Below are 20986 nucleotides of genomic sequence, written 5' to 3' on the forward strand. Positions count from 1 at the left end.
ACCTGTAGACTAAAAGGGAGGTAGGCCCCTTGATAGATGTAAATAACTTTGAATATATGAAGATTGGACTTGCTTCACCTGACAAGATTCGTTCTTGGTCATACGGTGAAGTTAAGAAACCAGAAACAATTAACTATCGTACGTTAAAGCCTGAAAAAGATGGCTTGTTCTGTGAGCGTATTTTCGGACCACAAAAGGACTGGGAATGTCATTGCGGAAAATACAAACGTGTACGTTATAAAGGTGTAGTTTGTGATCGATGTGGCGTTGAAGTAACGCGTGCAAAAGTACGTCGTGAACGTATGGGTCATATCGAATTAGCTGCTCCTGTATCTCATATTTGGTATTTCAAAGGTATCCCGAGCCGCATGGGACTTGTCTTAGACATGTCCCCTCGCGCGCTTGAAGAAGTAATTTATTTCGCTTCTTATGTTGTAACAGAAAGTGGAGATACACCACTTGATAAGAAGCAATTACTTTCTGAAAAAGAATACCGTGCATATCGTGATCGATATGGTAGCACATTCCAAGCTGCTATGGGTGCAGAGGCGATTAAAAAGCTATTACAAGACATCGATTTAGATAAAGAAGTAGACTTCTTAAAAGAAGAATTAAAAACAGCACAAGGACAACGCCGTACTCGTGCTATTAAACGTCTAGAAGTATTAGAAGCATTCCGTAACTCTGGAAATGAGCCATCTTGGATGATCTTAGATGTTCTACCAGTAATCCCACCAGAACTACGCCCAATGGTACAGTTAGATGGTGGACGTTTTGCTACTTCTGACTTAAACGACTTATACCGTCGTGTAATTAACCGTAACAACCGTTTAAAACGTCTATTGGACTTAGGTGCACCAAGCATCATCGTTCAAAACGAAAAACGTATGTTACAAGAAGCTGTAGACGCATTAATCGATAATGGTCGTCGTGGCCGTCCAGTAACTGGACCAGGTAACCGTCCATTAAAATCACTATCTCACATGCTTAAAGGTAAACAAGGACGTTTCCGTCAAAACTTATTAGGTAAACGTGTTGACTACTCTGGCCGTTCTGTAATCGTTGTAGGACCGAACTTAAAGATGTATCAATGTGGATTACCGAAAGAGATGGCGCTTGAACTGTTCAAACCTTTCGTAATGAAAGAGTTAGTTGAAAAAGGATTAGCACACAACATTAAGAGTGCGAAACGTAAAATCGAGCGTGTACAACCTGAAGTTTGGGACGTTTTAGAATCTGTGATTAAAGAACATCCAGTACTTCTAAACCGCGCACCAACACTTCACCGTCTTGGTATCCAGGCGTTTGAACCTACATTAGTAGAAGGTCGCGCAATCCGTCTTCACCCACTTGTATGTACTGCATACAACGCGGACTTTGACGGTGACCAAATGGCGGTTCACGTTCCGTTATCATCAGAGGCACAAGCAGAAGCTCGTATTCTAATGTTAGCGGCACAAAACATCTTGAACCCGAAAGACGGTAAACCAGTTGTTACTCCATCTCAGGATATGGTATTAGGTAACTACTACTTAACACTTGAGCGTGAGGGTGCAATCGGTGAAGGTATGGTCTTCAAAGATGCAAACGAAGCAATACTTGCATACCAAAATGGATATGTACATCTGCACACACGTGTGGCAGTTGCTGCAAGTTCAGTAAATAATGTAACGTTTACTGAAGAGCAAAAGGGTAAGCTTCTATTAACAACAGTTGGTAAATTAATATTTAACGAAATCTTACCAGAGTCGTTCCCTTATATTAATGAACCAACAAACTCAAACCTTGAAAAAGAAACACCAGCGAAATATTTCGTTGAAAAAGGTGCGAACATTAAAGAAATTATTGCTAGTCGCGAAGAAGTGGCGCCATTTAGTAAGAAAATCCTTGGTAACATCATTGCGGAAGTGTTTAAACGTTTCAAAATTACAGAAACGTCTCGCATGCTTGACCGTATGAAAAACTTAGGATTCAAATACTCTACAAAAGCTGGTATTACAGTTGGGGTATCTGACATTCTTGTATTAGGCGAAAAAGATGAAATTCTCCACGAAGCACAAGCAAAAGTAGATAATGTAATTAAACAATTCCGTCGCGGTTTAATCACGGAAGAAGAACGTTACGATCGCGTTATCTCTATTTGGAGTAATGCAAAAGATGTTATTCAAGGAAAACTGATGAAGTCCCTGAATAAGCGCAATCCAATCTTCATGATGAGTGATTCCGGTGCCCGTGGTAACGCATCGAACTTTACTCAGCTTGCTGGTATGCGTGGTCTGATGGCCAATCCATCTGGTCGTATCATCGAACTTCCAATCAAATCAAGTTTCCGTGAAGGTTTAACAGTACTTGAGTACTTCATCTCTACGCATGGTGCGCGTAAAGGTCTTGCCGATACAGCACTGAAAACTGCCGATTCTGGTTACTTAACACGTCGTCTTGTTGACGTTGCACAAGATGTAATTGTTCGTGAAGATGATTGTGGAACAGATCGTGGTTTATTAATTGGTGCGATTAAAGAGGGTAATGAAGTTATCGAGTCATTATATGATCGTCTTGTTGGACGTTTTGCACGAAAAACTGTAAAACATCCTGAAACAGGTGAAGTATTAGTTGCTGAAAATCAATTAATTACTGAAGATATCGCTCATATCGTTGAAAATTCGGGTGTTGAAACTGTAAACATTCGTTCAGCATTCACGTGTAACACTCGCCACGGTGTATGTAAGAAGTGTTACGGTCGTAACTTAGCAACTGGAACAGACGTAGAAGTAGGAGAAGCGGTAGGTATTATCGCAGCTCAATCTATCGGTGAGCCAGGTACACAGTTAACGATGCGTACATTCCATACAGGTGGGGTTGCCGGAGACGATATCACACAAGGTTTACCTCGTATCCAAGAGATCTTCGAAGCTCGTAATCCGAAAGGTCAGGCAGTTATCAGTGAAATCGACGGTGTTATCGCAGCGATCAACGATGTTAAAGATCGCCAGGAAGTAGTAGTACAAGGTGAAGTTGAAGCTCGTACGTATGCTATTCCTTACGGTGCTCGTCTGAAAGTAATTCCAGGACAGCAAATTAGCCACGGTAAAGAGTTAACAGAAGGTTCTATTGATCCGAAAGAATTATTAAAAGTAACGGACATTACGGCAGTTCAAGAATACTTATTACGTGAAGTTCAAAAAGTATACCGTATGCAAGGGGTAGAAATTGGTGACAAACACGTAGAAGTAATGGTACGCCAAATGTTACGTAAAGTTCGTGTGAGTGATGCGGGTGAAACAGATGTATTACCAGGAACATTACTAGATATCCATCAGTTTACTGATGCGAATGCGAAGGTGTTACTGCAAGGTAAACAACCAGCAACAGCTAGACCTGTTCTACTTGGTATTACAAAAGCTTCACTTGAAACAGATTCATTCTTATCTGCAGCATCGTTCCAAGAAACAACTCGTGTCTTAACTGATGCAGCAATTAAGGGTAAACGCGATGAGCTTCTAGGATTGAAAGAAAATGTTATTATCGGTAAGCTTGTTCCAGCCGGAACAGGTATGAATCGTTATCGCAAAGTGGATCTTGTAAAAACAACACAAGATGACATGAATGTAGAAAACGATGAAGTTTATGTGGAACAGTAAAATTTTCCGTCGTAAATTTTGTATAAAAACAGTTAATCCTAGTTGACATTGTATGAGTCAAAATGTTACTATAAGCAAGGTTGCTCCTGAACGATGCTTTGGAGGATATTTATATGTCTTATCAAAAAGTGTCAAATGCTGAAAATGTAGTCGTTGGTCATAAACGCACATTGGAGGCAATCAAAAATGGTATAGTTAAAGAAGTTGTCATTGCGGAAGATGCTGATATGCGGTTAACCCATATTATCATTCGTACTGCATTGCAACATAACATACCCATAACCAAAGTTGAATCAGTTCGTGAACTTGGAAAAGTTTCGGGGATTCAAGTGGGAGCTTCAGCAATAGGAATAATAAGTTAAAACTGTTTTTGTGAGGAGAGAGCATTTGCTCTCCCTTGCAAAAACTTTGTTTTCAACTAATAATGAACCACCTGGATATGTGGTCATACAAACATGCGAAGGGAGGATAATCAAATGCCTACTATTAACCAATTAGTGAGAAATGGTCGTACTGATAAAGTATGGAAATCTAAATCACCTGCGTTAAACAAAGGGTTCAACTCTTTAAAGAAAAAATCAACTGATATCTCTGCACCTCAAAAACGTGGTGTATGTACTCGTGTTGGTACAATGACTCCAAAGAAACCTAACTCAGCGTTACGTAAATACGCTCGTGTACGTTTAACAAACGGTATCGAGGTTACAGCTTACATCCCAGGTATCGGTCATAACCTACAAGAGCATAGCGTAGTATTAATTCGCGGTGGTCGTGTAAAGGATTTACCGGGGGTACGTTACCACATCGTTCGTGGTGCGCTTGACACAGCTGGTGTTGACAAACGTATGCAAGGACGTTCTAAATATGGTACTAAGAGACCAAAACCTGCTAAAAAATAATAACTTTAAAATGAAAGGAGGAACTCAATATGCCTCGTAAAGGACCTGTTGCGAAACGTGACGTGTTACCAGATCCAATGTACAATTCGAAGCTAGTAACACGCCTTATCAACAAAATGATGGTTGACGGTAAAAAAGGTAAATCTCAAACAATTCTTTATAATGCGTTCGATATCGTAAACGAACGTACTGGTAAAGAGCCAATGGAAGTATTCGAGCAAGCTCTTAAGAACATTATGCCTGTTCTTGAAGTACGCGCTCGTCGTGTTGGTGGTGCTAACTACCAAGTTCCAGTTGAGGTTCGTCCAGAACGCCGTACAACTTTAGGTCTTCGTTGGTTAGTAAACTACGCTCGTCTTCGTGGTGAAAAAACTATGGAAGAGCGTCTTGCTAACGAAATCTTAGATGCAGCTAACAACGCTGGTGCATCAGTTAAGAAACGTGAAGACACTCATAAAATGGCAGAAGCTAACAAAGCATTTGCTCATTACCGTTGGTAGGATTCAACGTAAAATAAATGTAAGCATAAACCGCTTTATTTGTCGCTTATGGAAGTGTGGAGAGGGAGAATGCCTCTCCCTTTCGTTGGGCGCTCGTTTTACATAATGAGAGTACTGGACATACTGACATGTGTAACAATATAAAGTGGCTTTTTTGCTACTTAAAATAAAAAAATCCAATCCATATATGGAAGGAGCAAGACACCAAATGGCAAGAGAGTTCTCTTTAGAAAACACTCGTAATATTGGTATCATGGCTCACATCGATGCTGGTAAAACAACAGCTACTGAGCGTATTCTGTACTACACAGGACGTATTCACAAAATCGGTGAAACTCACGAAGGTGCATCTCAGATGGACTGGATGGAGCAAGAGCAAGAGCGTGGTATCACAATTACTTCTGCTGCAACTACAGCACAATGGAAAGGTCACCGTGTAAACATCATTGACACTCCAGGTCACGTAGACTTCACAGTAGAAGTAGAACGTTCTTTACGCGTACTTGATGGCGCGGTAGCAGTACTTGATGCACAATCTGGTGTAGAACCACAAACAGAAACTGTTTGGCGTCAGGCTACTACTTACGGCGTGCCTCGTATCGTATTCGTTAACAAAATGGATAAAATTGGTGCGGACTTCTTATACTCTGTAGGAACAATCCACGATCGTTTACAAGCAAACGCACACCCAATTCAGTTACCAATCGGTGCTGAAGATGAGTTCAATGGTATCATTGACCTTGTTGAAGAATGTGCTTACATGTACGGTAACGATTTAGGAACAGACATTCAACGTGTTGAAATTCCTGAAGAGCACAAAGAACTAGCTGAAGAATACCGCGGAAAACTTATTGAAGCGGTAGCTGAGCTTGATGAAGAAATGATGATGAAGTACCTAGAAGGTGAAGAAATCACTGTAGAAGAGCTTAAAGCTGGTATCCGTAAGGCTACAACTTCTGTAGAATTCTTCCCAGTAATCTGTGGTTCTGCATTCAAAAACAAAGGTGTTCAAATTCTGTTAGACGCAGTTATCGACTACCTACCATCTCCATTAGATGTACCAGCTATTAAAGGTACTCTTCCGGATACAGATGAAGAAGTAGAACGTAAGTCTAGCGATGAAGAACCATTCGCAGCTTTAGCATTCAAAATCATGACTGACCCTTATGTTGGTAAGTTAACGTTCTTCCGTGTGTACTCTGGTGTGTTAAACTCTGGATCATACGTGAAAAACTCAACTAAAGGTAAGCGTGAGCGTGTAGGTCGTATCCTACAAATGCACGCTAACAGCCGTGAAGAGATTTCAACAGTTTACGCTGGTGATATCGCTGCTGCTGTAGGTTTAAAAGATACTACTACTGGTGATACTCTTTGTGACGAGAAGAGCCTTGTTATCCTTGAGTCTATGGAATTCCCAGAGCCAGTTATCTCTGTAGCTATCGAACCAAAATCAAAAGCTGACCAAGATAAAATGGGTACAGCATTATCTAAGCTTTCTGAAGAAGATCCAACATTCCGTGCTCACACTGACCAAGAAACTGGCCAAACAATCATCGCTGGTATGGGTGAACTTCACCTTGATATCATCGTTGACCGTATGCGCCGTGAATTCAAAGTTGAAGCAAACGTTGGTGCTCCTCAGGTAGCATACCGTGAAACTTTCCGCGCTGCTGCGAAAGTTGAAGGTAAGTTCGCTCGTCAATCTGGTGGACGTGGACAATTCGGTCACGTTTGGATTGAGTTTGAACCTAACGAAGAAGGTAAAGGATTCGAATTCGAAAACAAGATCGTCGGTGGTGTAGTTCCTCGTGAATACATCCCAGCTGTTGGAGCAGGTCTTGAAGATGCACTTAAAAATGGTGTACTAGCTGGTTATCCACTAGTTGACATTAAAGCTGCATTAGTTGACGGATCTTACCATGATGTCGATTCATCTGAGATGGCGTTCAAAATCGCTGCATCTATGGCACTTAAAGCTGCGGTTTCTAAATGTAGCCCAGTAATTCTTGAGCCAATGATGAAAGTTGAAGTTGTAATTCCTGAAGAGTACATGGGTGACATTATGGGTGACGTAACATCTCGTCGTGGACGTGTAGAAGGTATGGAAGCTCGCGGTAACGCTCAAGTTGTTCGCGCTATGGTTCCACTTTCTGAAATGTTCGGTTATGCAACGTCATTACGTTCTAACACTCAAGGACGCGGAACATTCTCTATGGTGTTTGACCACTATGAAGAGGTACCAAAGTCTGTTTCTGAAGAAATTATCAAAAAAAATAAAGGTGAATAATTGATTTTTATCGATTCTTCACGTATAACTACTTATGTAAGCTTAGAAAGTGGGGCACAAGTTTCACTTTCTAGCCTAAATATAAAATAACCTATATAAACTAAGGAGGAATTTAGAATGGCTAAAGCTAAATTCGAACGTTCTAAACCCCATGTTAACATCGGTACAATCGGCCACGTTGACCATGGTAAAACTACATTAACTGCTGCGATCACTACAGTTCTTGCAAAAGCTGGTGGTGCTGAAGCACGCGGATACGATCAAATCGATGCTGCTCCAGAAGAAAGAGAGCGCGGTATCACAATCTCAACTGCACACGTTGAGTACGAAACTGAAACTCGTCACTATGCACACGTTGACTGCCCAGGTCACGCTGACTATGTTAAAAACATGATCACTGGTGCTGCTCAAATGGACGGCGGTATCTTAGTAGTATCTGCTGCTGATGGCCCAATGCCTCAAACACGTGAGCACATCCTTCTTTCTCGTCAAGTAGGTGTTCCTTACATCGTTGTATTCTTAAACAAATGCGACATGGTAGACGACGAAGAATTATTAGAATTAGTAGAAATGGAAGTTCGCGACCTATTATCTGAATACGGATTCCCAGGCGACGACATTCCTGTAATCAAAGGTTCTGCTCTTAAAGCTCTTCAAGGAGAAGCTGATTGGGAAGCAAAAATCATTGAATTAATGGCTGAAGTTGATGCTTACATCCCAACTCCAGAACGTGAAACTGACAAACCATTCTTAATGCCTGTAGAGGATGTATTCTCTATCACAGGTCGTGGTACAGTTGCTACTGGTCGTGTTGAGCGCGGTATCGTTAAAGTTGGTGACGTAGTAGAAATCATCGGTCTTGCTGAAGAAAATGCTTCTACAACTGTAACTGGTGTAGAGATGTTCCGTAAACTTCTTGACCAAGCTCAAGCTGGAGACAACATCGGTGCTTTACTTCGTGGGGTTGCTCGTGAAGACATCCAACGTGGACAAGTACTTGCAAAAAGCGGTTCTGTAAAAGCTCACGCTAAATTCAAAGCTGAAGTTTTCGTATTATCTAAAGAAGAAGGTGGACGTCACACTCCATTCTTCGCTAACTACCGTCCTCAGTTCTACTTCCGTACAACTGACGTAACTGGTATCATCCAATTACCAGAAGGTACTGAAATGGTAATGCCTGGTGACAACATCGAAATGACTATCGAACTTATCGCTCCAATCGCTATCGAAGAGGGAACTAAATTCTCTATTCGTGAAGGTGGACGTACAGTAGGTTACGGTGTAGTTGCTACTATCGTTGCTGAGTAATCTTTAAATAGATTATTAAAAACTCAAGGGATTCTCCCTTGAGTTTTTTTATTGCTTATTAATATAGAAGAAAGAGGCATGTTTTTTATATTTGAGTGAGTTTCTTCTATAGTATATGAAATAAGAAGTGAAATCCAAAAACTGTAAGTTGAATAAGAACAGATGAAAACTTGAAATTCTTTAAAGTGCCATGTATAATAGCAAAAGTAGAGAAAAGCAGATGCAAACAAAAAGATGCTTGCATCTAGACGAATAACATTGTATAATAGACAATGTTGGTCTTTGACTGCGATGAAGTGGAAGGTTGCTGACACACCCGGCCGCTTTGCCATGGCATGGTGTGGGGAAATTTCCATGGAGAAGGTCTATTTTAGAAATAGGCGAACGAAGGAGGGAAAATAATGGCAAAAGAAAAAATTCGTATCCGTTTAAAAGCTTACGATCACCGTATTCTTGATCAGTCAGCTGAGAAAATTGTAGAAACAGCTAAGCGTTCTGGGGCAACAGTTTCTGGTCCGATCCCATTACCAACTGAAAAGACTGTTTACACAATTCTTCGTGCTGTTCATAAGTACAAAGATTCTCGTGAGCAATTCGAAATGCGCACGCACAAACGTCTAATCGACATCGTGAGTCCTACTCCACAAACAGTAGATTCATTAATGCGTTTAGACTTACCATCTGGTGTAGATATCGAAATCAAACTATAATTTATATAACTTAAAAATGTAGGAGGTGTAACTCATGACCAAAGGAATCTTAGGAAGAAAGATCGGTATGACTCAAGTATTTGCTGAGAACGGTGAGTTAATCCCAGTAACAGTTATCGCTGCTAATCCAAACGTTGTTCTTCAAAAGAAAACAACTGAAACTGATGGCTACAATGCAATCCAGTTAGGATTTGAAGATAAACGTGAAAAGTTAACTAACAAACCTGAACAAGGCCACACTGCTAAAGCATCTACAACTCCTAAGCGCTTCATTCGCGAAATCCGCGATGCAGACGTGGACGGATTAGAGGTTGGTCAAGAGCTAAAAGTTGACGTATTCGCTGCAGGTGAAATCGTTGATGTAACAGGAATTTCTAAAGGTAAAGGTTTCCAAGGTGTTATCAAACGCCACGGACAATCTCGCGGACCTATGTCTCATGGTTCTCGTTATCACCGTCGTCCAGGTTCAATGGGCCCAGTTGCTCCGAACCGTGTATTCAAAGGCAAAAAACTTGCTGGACGTATGGGTGGAGACCAAGTTACTATCCAAAACTTAGAAATCGTTCAAGTTGACACTGAGCGCAACTTATTATTAGTAAAAGGTAACGTTCCAGGTGCTAAGAAATCTCTTGTAGTTGTTCAAGGCGCTGTGAAGGTTAGCAAATAATTCACAATAGGAAGGAGGAATTCCAATGCCAAAAGTTACTGTATATAACCAAACTGGTTCACAGGTTGGTGAAATCGAATTAGCTGAAGCTATTTTCGGTATCGAACCAAATGAAGCTGTACTTTTCGAAGCTGTAATGATGCAACGTGCATCTTTACGTCAAGGTACACACAAAGTAAAAACTCGCTCTGAAGTTCGCGGTGGTGGTCGTAAACCATGGCGTCAAAAAGGAACTGGACGTGCTCGTCAAGGGTCTATCCGCTCTCCTCAATGGCGTGGTGGTGGTACGGTATTCGGACCTACACCAAGAAGCTATGCGTACAAACTTCCTAAGAAAGTTCGTCGTTTAGCAATCAAATCTGCATTAGCTACTAAAGTAGTTGAGAACAACATTGTAGTTCTTGAAGACCTAGTGTTAAATGCACCAAAAACAAAAGACATGCTAGCAGTACTTAAAGGATTAACTGTTGAGAAGAAAGCTCTTATCGTAACTGCTGATGCAAACGAATCTGTAGAGTTATCTGCTCGCAATATCCCTGGAGTAACAGTAATCACTGCTGATGGCGTAAACGTTTTAGACGTGCTTCATCATGATAAGCTAATCATGACAAAAGCGGCAGTGGAAAAAGTAGAGGAGGTGCTTGCATAATGAGAGATCCTCGTGATATCATTAAGCGCCCAGTTATCACTGAACGTTCTATGGAAATGATGGCTGAAAAAAAATACACGTTCGATGTGGACGTTAAATCTAATAAAACAGAAGTTAAAGATGCTCTTGAAGCGATCTTTGGTGTTAAAGTAGAAAAAGTGAACATCATGAACTACAAGCCGAAAGCAAAACGCGTTGGTCGTCACGCTGGTTTTACTAGCCGTCGTCGTAAAGCAATCGTTAAGCTAACTGCTGACAGCAAAGAAATCGAAATCTTCCAAGGCGTTTAATTCTTACTAAAGAAGGAGGGAAATTGAGATGGGAATTAAAAAGTATAATCCAACTACTAACGGTCGTCGTAATATGACTACGAATGATTTCGCTGAAATCACGACTGACAGACCCGAAAAGTCATTACTTGCTCCTTTAAGCAAGAAGGCTGGTCGTAATAACCAAGGTAAAATTACTGTACGTCATCAAGGTGGCGGACATAAGCGTCAATACCGTATCATCGACTTTAAGCGTAACAAAGATGGAATTCCAGGACGCGTTGCTACGATCGAATACGATCCAAACCGCTCTGCGAATATCGCATTAATTAACTACGTTGACGGTGAAAAACGTTACATTCTTGCTCCTAAAAACTTAGAAGTAGGCATGGAAGTTATGTCTGGCCCAGAAGCTGACATTAAAATCGGTAACGCATTACCATTAATCAACATTCCAGTAGGTACTGTTGTTCATAACATCGAGCTTAAGCCTGGTCGTGGCGGACAATTAGTTCGTTCTGCTGGTACATCTGCTCAAGTACTTGGTAAAGAAGGTAAATACGTACTTGTACGTTTAACTTCTGGTGAAGTACGTCTTGTATTATCTGCTTGTCGCGCTTCAATCGGTCAAGTAGGTAACGAACAACACGAACTTATCAAAATCGGTAAAGCAGGTCGCTCTCGCTGGTTAGGTAAACGCCCAACAGTTCGTGGTTCTGTAATGAACCCGGTTGATCACCCACACGGTGGTGGTGAAGGACGTTCTCCAATCGGACGTAAGTCTCCAATGTCTCCATGGGGTAAACCAACTCTTGGATTCAAGACTCGTAAGAAAAACAAAGCGTCTGACAAATTCATCGTTCGTCGTCGCAAAAAATAATGGGATTGTAGTACGGTTCATTTCTAGAACCGTACGCCAATCACGAAGGGAGGCACCAAAATGGCTCGTAGCTTAAAAAAAGGACCATTTGTCGATGATCACTTAATGAGCAAAATGGAAAAATTAGTTGCATCTGAGCAAAAACAAGTTGTTAAAACTTGGTCTCGCCGTTCAACAATCTTCCCTCAGTTCATCGGACACACAATCGCTGTATATGATGGTCGTAAACACGTACCTGTGTACATCACTGAGGATATGGTTGGCCATAAGTTAGGTGAATTCGCACCAACTCGTACGTATAAAGGTCACCTTGCTGACGATAAGAAAACTAGAAGATAATGAGAGGAGGCACTTCAATGCAAGCTAAAGCAGTAGCGAGAACAGTTCGTATTGCTCCTCGTAAAGTTCGTTTAGTAGTAGACTTAATCCGAGGTAAGCAAGTGGGTGAAGCGATTGCTATCCTTAACCACACACCAAAAACTGCTTCTCCAGTTGTAGAAAAAGTTTTAAAATCTGCAATCGCAAATGCAGAGCACAATTATGAGATGGATATTAACAACCTAGTTGTAGAAAAAGTTTTCGTTGACGAAGGTCCAACGTTAAAACGTTTCCGTCCACGTGCAATGGGTCGTGCAAGCCAAATTAACAAACGCACAAGCCACATCACAGTTGTGGTATCAGAAAAGAAGGAGGGATAATCGATGGGTCAAAAGGTTAATCCAATTGGTCTTCGTGTCGGCGTTATCCGTGACTGGGAATCTCGTTGGTTCGCAGAGAAAGATTATGCTACATTATTACATGAAGACATCAAAATCCGTGAGTACATTAATGTACGCTTAAAAGATTCTGCTGTTGCTAAAGTAGAAATCGAACGTGCAGCAAATCGTGTAAATGTTACAATTCACACTGCAAAACCTGGTATGGTAATTGGTAAAGGTGGTACTGAAGTTGAAGCACTTCGTAAAGCTCTTAACCAATTAACAGGCAAGCGTGTACACATCAACATTTTAGAAGTTAAGAGAGCTGATCTTAACGCTAAATTAGTAGGCGAAAACATCGCTCGTCAATTAGAAAACCGTGTATCATTCCGTCGTGCACAAAAGCAAGTTATTCAACGTGCTATGCGTGCAGGTGCTAAAGGTATTAAAACACAGGTTTCTGGTCGTCTTGGCGGAGCTGATATCGCTCGTGCAGAATCTTACAGTGAAGGAACTGTTCCACTTCATACACTTCGCGCTGATATTGACTATGCAGCAGTTGAAGCTGATACAACATACGGTAAATTAGGCGTAAAAGTATGGATCTACCGTGGAGAAGTCCTTCCTACAAAAAAGAAAGCTTCTGAGGAAGGAGGAAAATAATATGTTAATGCCAAAACGCGTAAAATATCGTAGAGAGCATCGTGGTAAAATGCGTGGTCGTGCAAAAGGTGGAACTGAAATTGCTTTCGGTGAATTCGGTTTACAAGCACAAGCTGCTTCATGGATTACAAACCGTCAAATCGAAGCTGCTCGTCGTGCAATGACTCGTTACATGAAACGTGGCGGTAAAGTATGGATTAAAATTTTCCCTTCTAAGCCTTACACTGCAAAACCTCTAGAAGTACGTATGGGTTCCGGTAAAGGGGCACCAGAAGGCTGGGTAGCAGTAGTAAAACCTGGGAAAATTATGTTCGAAATCGCGGGTGTATCTGAAGAGGTAGCACGCGAAGCATTACGTCTTGCAGCTCACAAGTTACCTGTGAAATGTAAATTCGTAAAACGTGAAGAAAATGGTGGTGAATCTAATGAAAACTAATGATATTCGTGAATTAACCACTGCCGAAATCGAAACAAAAGTTAAAGCTTTAAAGGAAGAGTTGTTTAATCTTCGCTTCCAACTTGCTACAGGACAATTAGAGAATCCAACTCGCATTCGTGAAGTGCGTAAAGCAATTGCTCGTATGAAAACTGTAGTTCGTGAAAGAGAGATCGGAATTAATCGATAAATTGAGGGGAGGTTTGCATAGTGAGCGAACGTAACCAACGCAAAGTTTATACTGGTCGTGTTGTGTCTGACAAAATGGACAAAACGATTACAGTTTTAGTTGAAACTTACAAAACTCATTCCTTGTACGGAAAACGTGTTAAGTATTCTAAGAAGTACAAAGCCCATGATGAGCAAAACCAAGCGAAACTTGGCGATATCGTTAAAATCATGGAAACTCGCCCGCTTTCTGCTACTAAGCGTTTCCGTTTAGTTGAAATCGTTGAAGAAGCGGTTATTATCTAAATAGACGAATCGGAATTTTTAGTCCGAAGGGAGGTTTCATAACATGATCCAACAAGAATCTCGTTTGAAAGTTGCTGACAACTCTGGTGCACGTGAACTTTTAACAATTAAAGTATTAGGCGGCTCTGGTCGTAAATATGCTAACATTGGTGATATTATCGTTGCTACGGTAAAACAAGCAACACCAGGTGGCGTTGTTAAAAAAGGTGACGTTGTTAAAGCAGTAGTAGTACGTACGAAGAGCGGAGCTCGTCGTCCGGACGGTTCTTACATCAAATTTGATGAAAACGCAGCGGTTATCATTAAAGACGATAAGAGCCCACGTGGTACTCGTATCTTCGGACCAGTAGCTCGTGAATTACGTGATAGCAACTTCATGAAGATCGTTTCTTTAGCTCCAGAAGTTCTATAATTTAAGGTATTGCCTTGCTAAGGAGGTGCAGAATTAAGATGCATGTAAAAAAAGGTGATAAAGTACAGGTAATCACTGGTAAAGACAAAGGAAAACAAGGCGTTATCCTTGTGGCTTTCCCAAAGCAAAACCGTGTTATCGTTGAGGGTGTCAATATCGTTAAGAAGCACTCTAAGCCATCTCAATTAAATCCACAAGGTGGAATTATTACTAAAGAAGCACCTATTCACGTTTCTAACGTTATGATTTTAGATCCGAAAACAGGTGAACCTACTCGCGTAGGCTTCAAAGTAGAAGATGGTAAAAAAGTTCGTATTGCAAAAAAATCTGGTGAATTATTAGATAAATAATTTTCTTAAGAAAGGAGGTCACTTCATTGAATCGCCTTAAAGAGAAGTTCCAAAAGGAAATTACTCCTGCTCTAGTGAGCAAGTTTAACTATAAATCTGTGATGGAAGTACCGAAAATCGAAAAGATCGTAATCAACACTGGTGTTGGTGACGCGGTATCTAACTCAAAAGCTTTAGACAATGCAGTAGAAGAATTAACACAAATCGCAGGTCAAAAACCTGTTGTAACTCGTGCTAAAAAATCAATCGCTGGTTTCCGTCTTCGTGAAGGTATGCCAATCGGTGCGAAAGTAACTTTACGCGGCGAGCAAATGTATGAGTTCTTCGACAAATTAGTATCAGTTTCTTTACCACGTGTACGTGATTTCCGTGGTGTTTCTAAGAAATCATTCGATGGTCGTGGAAACTATACATTAGGTGTTAAAGAGCAACTTATTTTCCCTGAGATTGATTATGATAAAGTAAGCAAAGTCCGCGGTATGGACATCGTAATCGTTACTACAGCGAAAACTGATGAAGAAGCTCGTGAACTGTTAACACAATTCGGTATGCCATTCCAAAAATAATGGAAGCCAACGCTAAGTAGAGGAGGCGAAAACGTGGCTAAAAAATCTATGATAGCGAAACAAAAGCGTACTCCTAAGTTTAAAGTACAAGAGTATACACGTTGCGAACGCTGCGGTCGTCCGCATTCTGTATACCGCAAATTTAAACTTTGCCGTATTTGTTTCCGTGAACTTGCATATAAAGGTCAAATTCCTGGTGTTAAAAAAGCTAGTTGGTAAAACCCACAAATGGGAAGGAGGTAAAACACATGGTGATGACAGATCCAATTGCAGACATGCTTACTCGCATCCGTAATGCGAACATGGTACGTCATGAGAAATTAGAGGTTCCTGCTTCTAAAATCAAAAAAGAGATCGCTGAACTTTTAAAACGTGAAGGTTTCATTCGTGATGTAGAATACATCGAGGATAACAAACAAGGTATCCTTCGTATTTTCCTGAAATATGGTGCAAACAATGAACGTGTAATCACTGGATTAAAACGTATCAGTAAACCTGGCTTACGCGTTTACGCTAAAGCTGATGAAGTACCACGTGTACTTAACGGATTAGGTATCGCTCTTGTTTCTACATCTAAGGGAGTAATGACAGACAAAGACGCTCGTCAATTACAAACTGGTGGAGAAGTAGTAGCATACGTTTGGTAATATATATTTAAAACGAACGGAGGTGTGACCACATGTCTCGTATTGGTAAAAAGATTCTTGAAATCCCTGCAGGTGTTACTATTACAGTTGCAGAAGACAATACTGTAACAGTAAAAGGCCCTAAAGGTGAATTAACTCGTACTTTCAATGCTGATATGCTTATCAAAATTGAAGAGAATACATTAACAGTTGAGCGTCCATCTGAACAGAAGGAACACCGTGCATTACACGGTACAACTCGTGCTTTAATCGGAAACATGGTTGAAGGTGTAACTGCAGGTTTCGCACGCGGACTTGAATTAGTCGGTGTTGGTTACCGTGCTCAAAAACAAGGTGATAAACTTGTATTAAGCGTAGGTTATTCTCATCCAGTAGAAATGACTCCGGAAGCAGGTCTTGAAGTTGAAGTACCTGCACCAACTAAAATCGTAATCAAAGGTATCGACAAGCAACGTGTTGGCGAATTTGCTGCTAACATCCGTGCTGTACGTGCTCCTGAGCCTTACAAAGGTAAAGGTATTCGTTACGAAGGCGAAGTTGTTCGTCGTAAAGAAGGTAAAACTGCTAAGTAAACCCGTTAGGTGAGAGAAAGGAGTGACAAGAAAATGATCACTAAAGCTGATAAAAATGCGACTCGTAAGAAAAGACATGCACGTGTACGTGCTAAACTTACTGGTACTGCAGAGCGTCCACGTTTAAACGTGTTCCGTTCTAACCAACATATTTACGCTCAAGTTATTGATGATGTGAATGGTGTAACGTTAGTAAGTGCATCTACTCTTGATAAAGACCTTGCTCTTAACGGTACTAGCAATACTGAAGCTGCTACGAAAGTAGGAGAGTCAGTTGCTAAGCGTGCTGTAGAGAAAGGCGTTAAAGAAGTAGTATTCGATCGCGGTGGTTACTTATACCATGGCCGTGTTAAAGCTCTAGCTGAAGCTGCTCGTGAGGCTGGATTACAATTTTAATGGTCAAAGGAGGGAAAATTGATGCATCGCATTGACCCAAGTAAATTAGAACTTGAAGAACGTGTAGTTACGATAAATCGTGTCGCGAAAGTTGTTAAGGGTGGTCGTCGTTTCCGCTTTGCTGCACTAGTTGTAGTTGGCGATAAAAACGGTCATGTTGGATTCGGTACTGGTAAAGCACAAGAGGTACCAGACGCAATCCGCAAAGCTATCGAAGACGCTAAGAAAAACTTAATCGCTGTACCATTAGTTGGTACAACAATTCCACACACAATCAACGGTCACTTTGGAGCTGGTGAAGTATTCTTAAAACCTGCTGCTGAAGGTACTGGTGTTATTGCTGGTGGACCTGTTCGTGCGGTCCTTGAATTAGCTGGTGTACAAGATATTCTTTCGAAATCTCTTGGTTCTAACACACCAATCAACATGATTCGCGCTACTGTGAACGGATTAAGCGAACTTAAGCGCGCTGAAGATGTTGCAAAATTACGCGGTAAATCTGTAGAAGAGCTACTAGGTTAAGGAGGGAAAACAAATGGCGAAAAAGTTAGAAATTACCCTCACTCGTAGTGTAATTGGTCGTCCACAAGATCAACGTGCGACGGTAGAAGCTTTAGGTCTTAAAAAGTTGAATTCAACTGTAGTTAAGGAAGAAACTCCTGCTATTCTTGGTATGATCAACAAAGTTTCTCACCTTATAACTGTAAAAGAAGCTTAAGGATAACTCATTAATATAAGGAGGTGCCTGGGAATGAAACTTCATGAATTAAAACCTGCAGAAGGTTCTCGTAAAGTACGTAACCGTGTCGGTCGTGGTATCGGTTCTGGTAACGGTAAAACTGCTGGTAAAGGTCATAAAGGACAAAACGCACGTTCTGGTGGCGGTGTTCGTCTTGGCTTCGAAGGTGGTCAAACTCCATTATTCCGTCGTTTACCAAAACGCGGCTTCACAAACATTAACCGTAAAGAGTTTGCTATTGTAAACTTATCAACGTTAAATCGTTTTGAAGATGGTACAGAAGTAACACCTGAATTATTGCTGGAAACTGGCGTTATCAGCAAGTTAAACGACGGTGTTAATATTCTTGCAAGCGGCGCAGTAGAGAAAAAACTAACTGTTAAAGCGCACAAGTTCTCTTCAAGTGCTAAAGAAGCAATTGAAGCAGCTGGCGGATCAGTTGAGGTGATCTAATGTTTCGTACAATCTCCAACTTTATGCGCGTTGCTGAGATAAGACGTAAAATATTATTCACTTTAGCGATGTTAATCGTATTCAGGATTGGCACGTTTATCCCCGTGCCATTTACAAATGGAGACGTACTGAAAGCACAAGATCAATTAAATGCCTTAGGTATCCTAAATACATTTGGCGGTGGCGCCTTGAAAAACTTCTCCATCTTTGCGATGGGAATCATGCCGTATATTACAGCATCCATCATCGTGCAATTATTGCAGATGGATGTTGTTCCTAAATTTTCGGAATGGTCGAAGCAAGGTGAAATGGGCCGTCGTAAACTAACGCAATTCACGCGTTACTTTACAATTGTTCTTGCGTTTATTCAGGGGTTTGGTATGTCAATCGGTTTTAACGGTATGGTAGGTGGGCAATTAATTTTGAATCCAGGTTGGAGCACTTATTTATACATTGCTACGGTACTGACTGCTGGTACTGCATTTTTAATGTGGTTAGGTGAACAGATTACAGCTAAAGGTGTAGGTAATGGTATTTCCATCCTTATCTTTGGTGGTATTGCCGCAGCGATCCCAAGTGTTATATCTCAAGTGTATCAGCAACAGTTTCAAAATATCGGAGATCAATTGTTCATGAGTATCGTTAAAGTTGCATTGATCTTACTAGCTGTGCTAGCAGTTATTGTGGGTGTTATTTTCATTCAACAAGCTGTTAGAAAGATCCCAATTCAATATGCGAAGCGTGTAACAGGAGGAAATGGTGGTTATGCTGGAGCACAAAACACGCATTTACCCCTTAAGGTAAATAGTGCTGGTGTTATTCCAGTAATTTTTGCTGTTTCATTCTTAATTACGCCTCCGACTATTGCACAGTTCTTCCCGAAACATGATGTATCGCAGTGGATTATTGCAAACTTTAACTATTCTCACCCAGTGGGAATGATCATATATGTTGCGCTCATTGTAGCCTTCACATATTTCTATGCGTTTGTTCAGGTTAATCCAGAGCAAATGTCAGAGAATCTAAACAAACAAGGTGGATATGTTCCAGGTATTCGTCCGGGTAAGAATACGGAACAATATCTAACAAAAATCTTGTATCGTTTGACCTTTGTAGGATCAATTTTCCTAGCAGCGATTGCAATCTTACCAGTTATCTTTACGAAGCTGGGAAATCTTCCTCCATCTGCACAGATTGGTGGAACGAGTATGTTAATCGTTGTCGGCGTTGCTTTAGAAACAATGAAGCAGCTAGAAAGCCAACTGGTAAAACGCCATTACAAAGGGTTTATCAAGCAGTGAGTAAGTGGGAAGTATTATCTTCCCTACATGCTCATGTACTCTGAGGGGGAACAAGGATGAACTTAATTTTAATGGGGCTTCCTGGTGCTGGTAAAGGTACACAAGCCGAACAGATTGTTGCCAAGTATAACATCCCTCACATCTCAACAGGAGATATGTTCCGTGCAGCTATGAAGGCTGAAACTGAAATGGGTTTACAAGCAAAATCTTTTATTGATAAAGGTGCACTTGTTCCAGATGAAGTTACAATCGGAATCGTTCGTGAACGTTTAAGTCAAGAAGACTGTGCAAAAGGCTTCTTACTAGACGGTTTCCCACGAACTGTTGCACAAGCATCAGCTCTTGAAGAGATTATGAAAGATCTTGGCAAAAAAATCGACTATGTTTTAAACATTAATGTGGATTCAGGGTTGTTATTAAAACGTCTTACAGGCCGTCGCATTTGTAAAGAGTGCGGTGCGACTTACCACTTAGAATTCAACGCGCCAGCAAAAGCTGACGTGTGCGATAAATGTGGTGGCGAATTATATCAACGCTCTGATGACAATGAAGAAACTGTAGCAAATCGTTTAGATGTAAATATTAAGCAAACAAAACCTTTGCTTGATTTCTACGAGGAGCTTGGTTACCTACAAAGCATTAATGGTGAGCAAGATATCAATAAAGTATTTGCTGATATCGATGTTCTCATCGGAGGCTTAGCGTAATGATAATCTGCAAAACTCCTCGCGAGATAGAAATCATGCGAGAAGCTGGCAGGATCGTTGCTTTAACTCATCAAGAGTTGAAACAGCACATTACTCCAGGAATTACAACGAAAGAGCTCGATCAAATAGCGGAAAAGACGATTCAAAAATATGGTGCTACGCCATCTTTTAAAGGATACAACGGATTTCCGGGGAGCATATGTGCTTCTGTAAATGAAGAGCTTGTACACGGAATTCCAGGGAAGCGCAAACTCAAAGAGGGCGATATCATCAGTATCGATATTGGTGCGAAATACAATGGGTACCATGGCGATTCTGCATGGACGTATCCAGTTGGAAACATTTCTGAATCTGTTCAAAAGCTACTTGATGTCACAGAAAAATCGTTGTATCTTGGTCTAGAACAAGTAAAACCAGGCGAAAGATTATCAAATATCTCACATGCGGTTCAAACCCATGCTGAAGAGAATGGATTCTCGATCGTTAGGGAGTATGTTGGTCACGGAATCGGGCAAGACTTACATGAGGACCCTCAAATCCCGCACTATGGTCCACCAAATAGAGGCCCTAGATTAAAGCCGGGAATGGTCATCTGTGTTGAGCCGATGGTGAATCAAGGAAGACGATATGTAAAAACACTATCTGATGACTGGACAGTGGTAACGGTAGATGGTAAATGGTGTGCCCATTTTGAGCACACGATTGCTCTTACAGAAGCAGGATACGAAATCCTTACCACTTTATAAGTAGCTGGCTCTCCGG

The 20986-nt window shown here is 41.0% G+C and carries 30 protein-coding genes; all 30 read left to right on the forward strand.

Annotation, left to right across the window (positions count from 1 at the left end; genetic code table 11):
- Positions 1–29 precede the first annotated feature (29 nt).
- The 30 genes from rpoC (at position 30) to map (ending at position 20970) form a co-directional block, all read left to right on the forward strand.
- Positions 30–3641: a DNA-directed RNA polymerase subunit beta' gene (gene rpoC, locus KI369_RS07770; RefSeq protein ID WP_212955593.1), complete on the forward strand. Its 3612-nt coding sequence runs from the start codon at positions 30–32 to the stop codon at positions 3639–3641.
- Positions 3642–3754: 113 nt separating this feature from the next.
- On the forward strand, positions 3755–4003 hold the full coding sequence (locus tag KI369_RS07775; protein ID WP_144616209.1) for a ribosomal L7Ae/L30e/S12e/Gadd45 family protein: 249 nt from the start codon (positions 3755–3757) through the stop codon (positions 4001–4003).
- 114 nt (positions 4004–4117) lie between these two features.
- Positions 4118–4540: a 30S ribosomal protein S12 gene (gene rpsL / locus KI369_RS07780; RefSeq protein ID WP_001142341.1), complete on the forward strand. Its 423-nt coding sequence runs from the start codon at positions 4118–4120 to the stop codon at positions 4538–4540.
- 29 nt (positions 4541–4569) lie between these two features.
- Positions 4570–5040: a 30S ribosomal protein S7 gene (rpsG, locus tag KI369_RS07785; protein ID WP_001137491.1), complete on the forward strand. Its 471-nt coding sequence runs from the start codon at positions 4570–4572 to the stop codon at positions 5038–5040.
- A gap of 208 nt (positions 5041–5248) precedes the next feature.
- Entirely contained in the window at positions 5249–7327 is a 2079-nt protein-coding gene (gene fusA / locus KI369_RS07790; protein ID WP_000090370.1) for an elongation factor G, read from the forward strand.
- 117 nt (positions 7328–7444) lie between these two features.
- Positions 7445–8635 carry an elongation factor Tu gene (gene tuf, locus KI369_RS07795; protein ID WP_001029613.1) on the forward strand — a complete coding sequence of 397 codons (1191 nt, stop codon included), beginning with the start codon at positions 7445–7447 and terminating at the stop codon, positions 8633–8635.
- 401 nt (positions 8636–9036) lie between these two features.
- A complete protein-coding gene (rpsJ, locus tag KI369_RS07800) occupies positions 9037–9345 on the forward strand; it encodes a 30S ribosomal protein S10 (RefSeq protein WP_001040596.1) in 309 nt (102 codons plus the stop codon).
- Positions 9346–9379: 34 nt separating this feature from the next.
- Positions 9380–10012: a 50S ribosomal protein L3 gene (gene rplC / locus KI369_RS07805; protein ID WP_048526367.1), complete on the forward strand. Its 633-nt coding sequence runs from the start codon at positions 9380–9382 to the stop codon at positions 10010–10012.
- Between the two features lie 25 nt (positions 10013–10037).
- Positions 10038–10661, forward strand: coding sequence for a 50S ribosomal protein L4 (rplD, locus tag KI369_RS07810; protein ID WP_001127258.1), 624 nt, complete (start codon positions 10038–10040; stop codon positions 10659–10661).
- A complete protein-coding gene (gene rplW, locus KI369_RS07815) occupies positions 10661–10951 on the forward strand; it encodes a 50S ribosomal protein L23 (RefSeq protein WP_001205558.1) in 291 nt (96 codons plus the stop codon). Before rplD ends, rplW begins: the two co-directional genes overlap by 1 nt.
- A 28-nt stretch (positions 10952–10979) precedes the next feature.
- The gene (gene rplB / locus KI369_RS07820; RefSeq protein ID WP_000511582.1) at positions 10980–11810 is read left to right on the forward strand and encodes a 50S ribosomal protein L2; all 831 of its coding nucleotides are present in this window, start codon (positions 10980–10982) and stop codon (positions 11808–11810) included.
- Positions 11811–11870: 60 nt separating this feature from the next.
- The gene (gene rpsS, locus KI369_RS07825) at positions 11871–12149 is read left to right on the forward strand and encodes a 30S ribosomal protein S19 (protein WP_000124454.1); all 279 of its coding nucleotides are present in this window, start codon (positions 11871–11873) and stop codon (positions 12147–12149) included.
- Positions 12150–12166: 17 nt separating this feature from the next.
- The gene (gene rplV / locus KI369_RS07830; RefSeq protein ID WP_001148024.1) at positions 12167–12508 is read left to right on the forward strand and encodes a 50S ribosomal protein L22; all 342 of its coding nucleotides are present in this window, start codon (positions 12167–12169) and stop codon (positions 12506–12508) included.
- Positions 12509–12511: 3 nt separating this feature from the next.
- On the forward strand, positions 12512–13171 hold the full coding sequence (rpsC, locus tag KI369_RS07835; RefSeq protein ID WP_000529956.1) for a 30S ribosomal protein S3: 660 nt from the start codon (positions 12512–12514) through the stop codon (positions 13169–13171).
- A gap of 1 nt (position 13172) precedes the next feature.
- A complete protein-coding gene (gene rplP, locus KI369_RS07840) occupies positions 13173–13607 on the forward strand; it encodes a 50S ribosomal protein L16 (protein WP_000928969.1) in 435 nt (144 codons plus the stop codon).
- Entirely contained in the window at positions 13597–13797 is a 201-nt protein-coding gene (gene rpmC / locus KI369_RS07845; RefSeq protein WP_000855718.1) for a 50S ribosomal protein L29, read from the forward strand. Before rplP ends, rpmC begins: the two co-directional genes overlap by 11 nt.
- Before the next feature lie 20 nt (positions 13798–13817).
- Positions 13818–14081, forward strand: a complete 264-nt coding sequence (rpsQ, locus tag KI369_RS07850; RefSeq protein WP_000004106.1) for a 30S ribosomal protein S17 — start codon at positions 13818–13820, stop codon at positions 14079–14081.
- A 43-nt stretch (positions 14082–14124) separates the two neighbouring features.
- Complete coding sequence (rplN, locus tag KI369_RS07855; protein ID WP_000615912.1) at positions 14125–14493, forward strand: 50S ribosomal protein L14; 369 nt, start codon at positions 14125–14127, stop codon at positions 14491–14493.
- A 38-nt stretch (positions 14494–14531) separates the two neighbouring features.
- On the forward strand, positions 14532–14843 hold the full coding sequence (gene rplX / locus KI369_RS07860) for a 50S ribosomal protein L24 (RefSeq protein WP_000558200.1): 312 nt from the start codon (positions 14532–14534) through the stop codon (positions 14841–14843).
- A 26-nt stretch (positions 14844–14869) separates the two neighbouring features.
- Entirely contained in the window at positions 14870–15409 is a 540-nt protein-coding gene (rplE, locus tag KI369_RS07865; RefSeq protein ID WP_001080829.1) for a 50S ribosomal protein L5, read from the forward strand.
- Positions 15410–15442: 33 nt separating this feature from the next.
- A complete protein-coding gene (gene rpsN, locus KI369_RS07870) occupies positions 15443–15628 on the forward strand; it encodes a 30S ribosomal protein S14 (RefSeq protein ID WP_001085700.1) in 186 nt (61 codons plus the stop codon).
- A gap of 29 nt (positions 15629–15657) precedes the next feature.
- Positions 15658–16056 (forward strand): 30S ribosomal protein S8, encoded by a 399-nt coding sequence (gene rpsH / locus KI369_RS07875; protein WP_000245511.1) that lies wholly within the window; start codon positions 15658–15660, stop codon positions 16054–16056.
- 32 nt (positions 16057–16088) lie between these two features.
- Positions 16089–16628 (forward strand): 50S ribosomal protein L6, encoded by a 540-nt coding sequence (gene rplF, locus KI369_RS07880; RefSeq protein WP_000086556.1) that lies wholly within the window; start codon positions 16089–16091, stop codon positions 16626–16628.
- A gap of 33 nt (positions 16629–16661) precedes the next feature.
- Positions 16662–17024, forward strand: a complete 363-nt coding sequence (rplR, locus tag KI369_RS07885) for a 50S ribosomal protein L18 (RefSeq protein WP_000628818.1) — start codon at positions 16662–16664, stop codon at positions 17022–17024.
- A 21-nt stretch (positions 17025–17045) separates the two neighbouring features.
- A complete protein-coding gene (gene rpsE, locus KI369_RS07890) occupies positions 17046–17546 on the forward strand; it encodes a 30S ribosomal protein S5 (RefSeq protein WP_000554646.1) in 501 nt (166 codons plus the stop codon).
- 13 nt (positions 17547–17559) lie between these two features.
- A complete protein-coding gene (gene rpmD / locus KI369_RS07895; RefSeq protein ID WP_001085231.1) occupies positions 17560–17742 on the forward strand; it encodes a 50S ribosomal protein L30 in 183 nt (60 codons plus the stop codon).
- A gap of 33 nt (positions 17743–17775) precedes the next feature.
- The gene (gene rplO, locus KI369_RS07900; protein WP_212955594.1) at positions 17776–18216 is read left to right on the forward strand and encodes a 50S ribosomal protein L15; all 441 of its coding nucleotides are present in this window, start codon (positions 17776–17778) and stop codon (positions 18214–18216) included.
- Positions 18216–19517: a preprotein translocase subunit SecY gene (gene secY / locus KI369_RS07905; protein ID WP_000490117.1), complete on the forward strand. Its 1302-nt coding sequence runs from the start codon at positions 18216–18218 to the stop codon at positions 19515–19517. Before rplO ends, secY begins: the two co-directional genes overlap by 1 nt.
- Positions 19518–19573: 56 nt before the next feature.
- Positions 19574–20224 (forward strand): adenylate kinase, encoded by a 651-nt coding sequence (locus tag KI369_RS07910; protein WP_048526368.1) that lies wholly within the window; start codon positions 19574–19576, stop codon positions 20222–20224.
- The gene (gene map / locus KI369_RS07915) at positions 20224–20970 is read left to right on the forward strand and encodes a type I methionyl aminopeptidase (protein WP_000582539.1); all 747 of its coding nucleotides are present in this window, start codon (positions 20224–20226) and stop codon (positions 20968–20970) included. Before KI369_RS07910 ends, map begins: the two co-directional genes overlap by 1 nt.
- The last annotated feature ends 16 nt before the right edge of the window (positions 20971–20986 follow it).

Source organism: Bacillus sanguinis, from assembly GCF_018332475.1.
Taxonomy (GTDB): Bacteria; Bacillota; Bacilli; order Bacillales; family Bacillaceae_G; genus Bacillus_A; species Bacillus_A sanguinis.

What these genes read in the sequence shown, in the direction of transcription:
- rplW (WP_001205558.1), top strand. Translation starts at nt 10,661, where the DNA reads ATGAGAGATCCTCGTGATATCATTAAGCGCCCAGTTATCACTGAACGT.
- KI369_RS07910 (WP_048526368.1), top strand. Translation starts at nt 19,574, where the DNA reads ATGAACTTAATTTTAATGGGGCTTCCTGGTGCTGGTAAAGGTACACAA.
- rplN (WP_000615912.1), top strand. Translation starts at nt 14,125, where the DNA reads ATGATCCAACAAGAATCTCGTTTGAAAGTTGCTGACAACTCTGGTGCA.
- rpsL (WP_001142341.1), top strand. Translation starts at nt 4,118, where the DNA reads ATGCCTACTATTAACCAATTAGTGAGAAATGGTCGTACTGATAAAGTA.
- rplV (WP_001148024.1), top strand. Translation starts at nt 12,167, where the DNA reads ATGCAAGCTAAAGCAGTAGCGAGAACAGTTCGTATTGCTCCTCGTAAA.
- map (WP_000582539.1), top strand. Translation starts at nt 20,224, where the DNA reads ATGATAATCTGCAAAACTCCTCGCGAGATAGAAATCATGCGAGAAGCT.
- rpsS (WP_000124454.1), top strand. Translation starts at nt 11,871, where the DNA reads ATGGCTCGTAGCTTAAAAAAAGGACCATTTGTCGATGATCACTTAATG.
- fusA (WP_000090370.1), top strand. Translation starts at nt 5,249, where the DNA reads ATGGCAAGAGAGTTCTCTTTAGAAAACACTCGTAATATTGGTATCATG.
- rpmC (WP_000855718.1), top strand. Translation starts at nt 13,597, where the DNA reads ATGAAAACTAATGATATTCGTGAATTAACCACTGCCGAAATCGAAACA.
- tuf (WP_001029613.1), top strand. Translation starts at nt 7,445, where the DNA reads ATGGCTAAAGCTAAATTCGAACGTTCTAAACCCCATGTTAACATCGGT.
- rplX (WP_000558200.1), top strand. Translation starts at nt 14,532, where the DNA reads ATGCATGTAAAAAAAGGTGATAAAGTACAGGTAATCACTGGTAAAGAC.
- rplF (WP_000086556.1), top strand. Translation starts at nt 16,089, where the DNA reads ATGTCTCGTATTGGTAAAAAGATTCTTGAAATCCCTGCAGGTGTTACT.
- rplD (WP_001127258.1), top strand. Translation starts at nt 10,038, where the DNA reads ATGCCAAAAGTTACTGTATATAACCAAACTGGTTCACAGGTTGGTGAA.
- rpsH (WP_000245511.1), top strand. Translation starts at nt 15,658, where the DNA reads ATGGTGATGACAGATCCAATTGCAGACATGCTTACTCGCATCCGTAAT.
- rpsC (WP_000529956.1), top strand. Translation starts at nt 12,512, where the DNA reads ATGGGTCAAAAGGTTAATCCAATTGGTCTTCGTGTCGGCGTTATCCGT.
- secY (WP_000490117.1), top strand. Translation starts at nt 18,216, where the DNA reads ATGTTTCGTACAATCTCCAACTTTATGCGCGTTGCTGAGATAAGACGT.
- rpmD (WP_001085231.1), top strand. Translation starts at nt 17,560, where the DNA reads ATGGCGAAAAAGTTAGAAATTACCCTCACTCGTAGTGTAATTGGTCGT.
- rplC (WP_048526367.1), top strand. Translation starts at nt 9,380, where the DNA reads ATGACCAAAGGAATCTTAGGAAGAAAGATCGGTATGACTCAAGTATTT.
- KI369_RS07775 (WP_144616209.1), top strand. Translation starts at nt 3,755, where the DNA reads ATGTCTTATCAAAAAGTGTCAAATGCTGAAAATGTAGTCGTTGGTCAT.
- rplO (WP_212955594.1), top strand. Translation starts at nt 17,776, where the DNA reads ATGAAACTTCATGAATTAAAACCTGCAGAAGGTTCTCGTAAAGTACGT.
- rpsJ (WP_001040596.1), top strand. Translation starts at nt 9,037, where the DNA reads ATGGCAAAAGAAAAAATTCGTATCCGTTTAAAAGCTTACGATCACCGT.
- rplP (WP_000928969.1), top strand. Translation starts at nt 13,173, where the DNA reads ATGTTAATGCCAAAACGCGTAAAATATCGTAGAGAGCATCGTGGTAAA.
- rplB (WP_000511582.1), top strand. Translation starts at nt 10,980, where the DNA reads ATGGGAATTAAAAAGTATAATCCAACTACTAACGGTCGTCGTAATATG.
- rplR (WP_000628818.1), top strand. Translation starts at nt 16,662, where the DNA reads ATGATCACTAAAGCTGATAAAAATGCGACTCGTAAGAAAAGACATGCA.
- rpsG (WP_001137491.1), top strand. Translation starts at nt 4,570, where the DNA reads ATGCCTCGTAAAGGACCTGTTGCGAAACGTGACGTGTTACCAGATCCA.
- rpsE (WP_000554646.1), top strand. Translation starts at nt 17,046, where the DNA reads ATGCATCGCATTGACCCAAGTAAATTAGAACTTGAAGAACGTGTAGTT.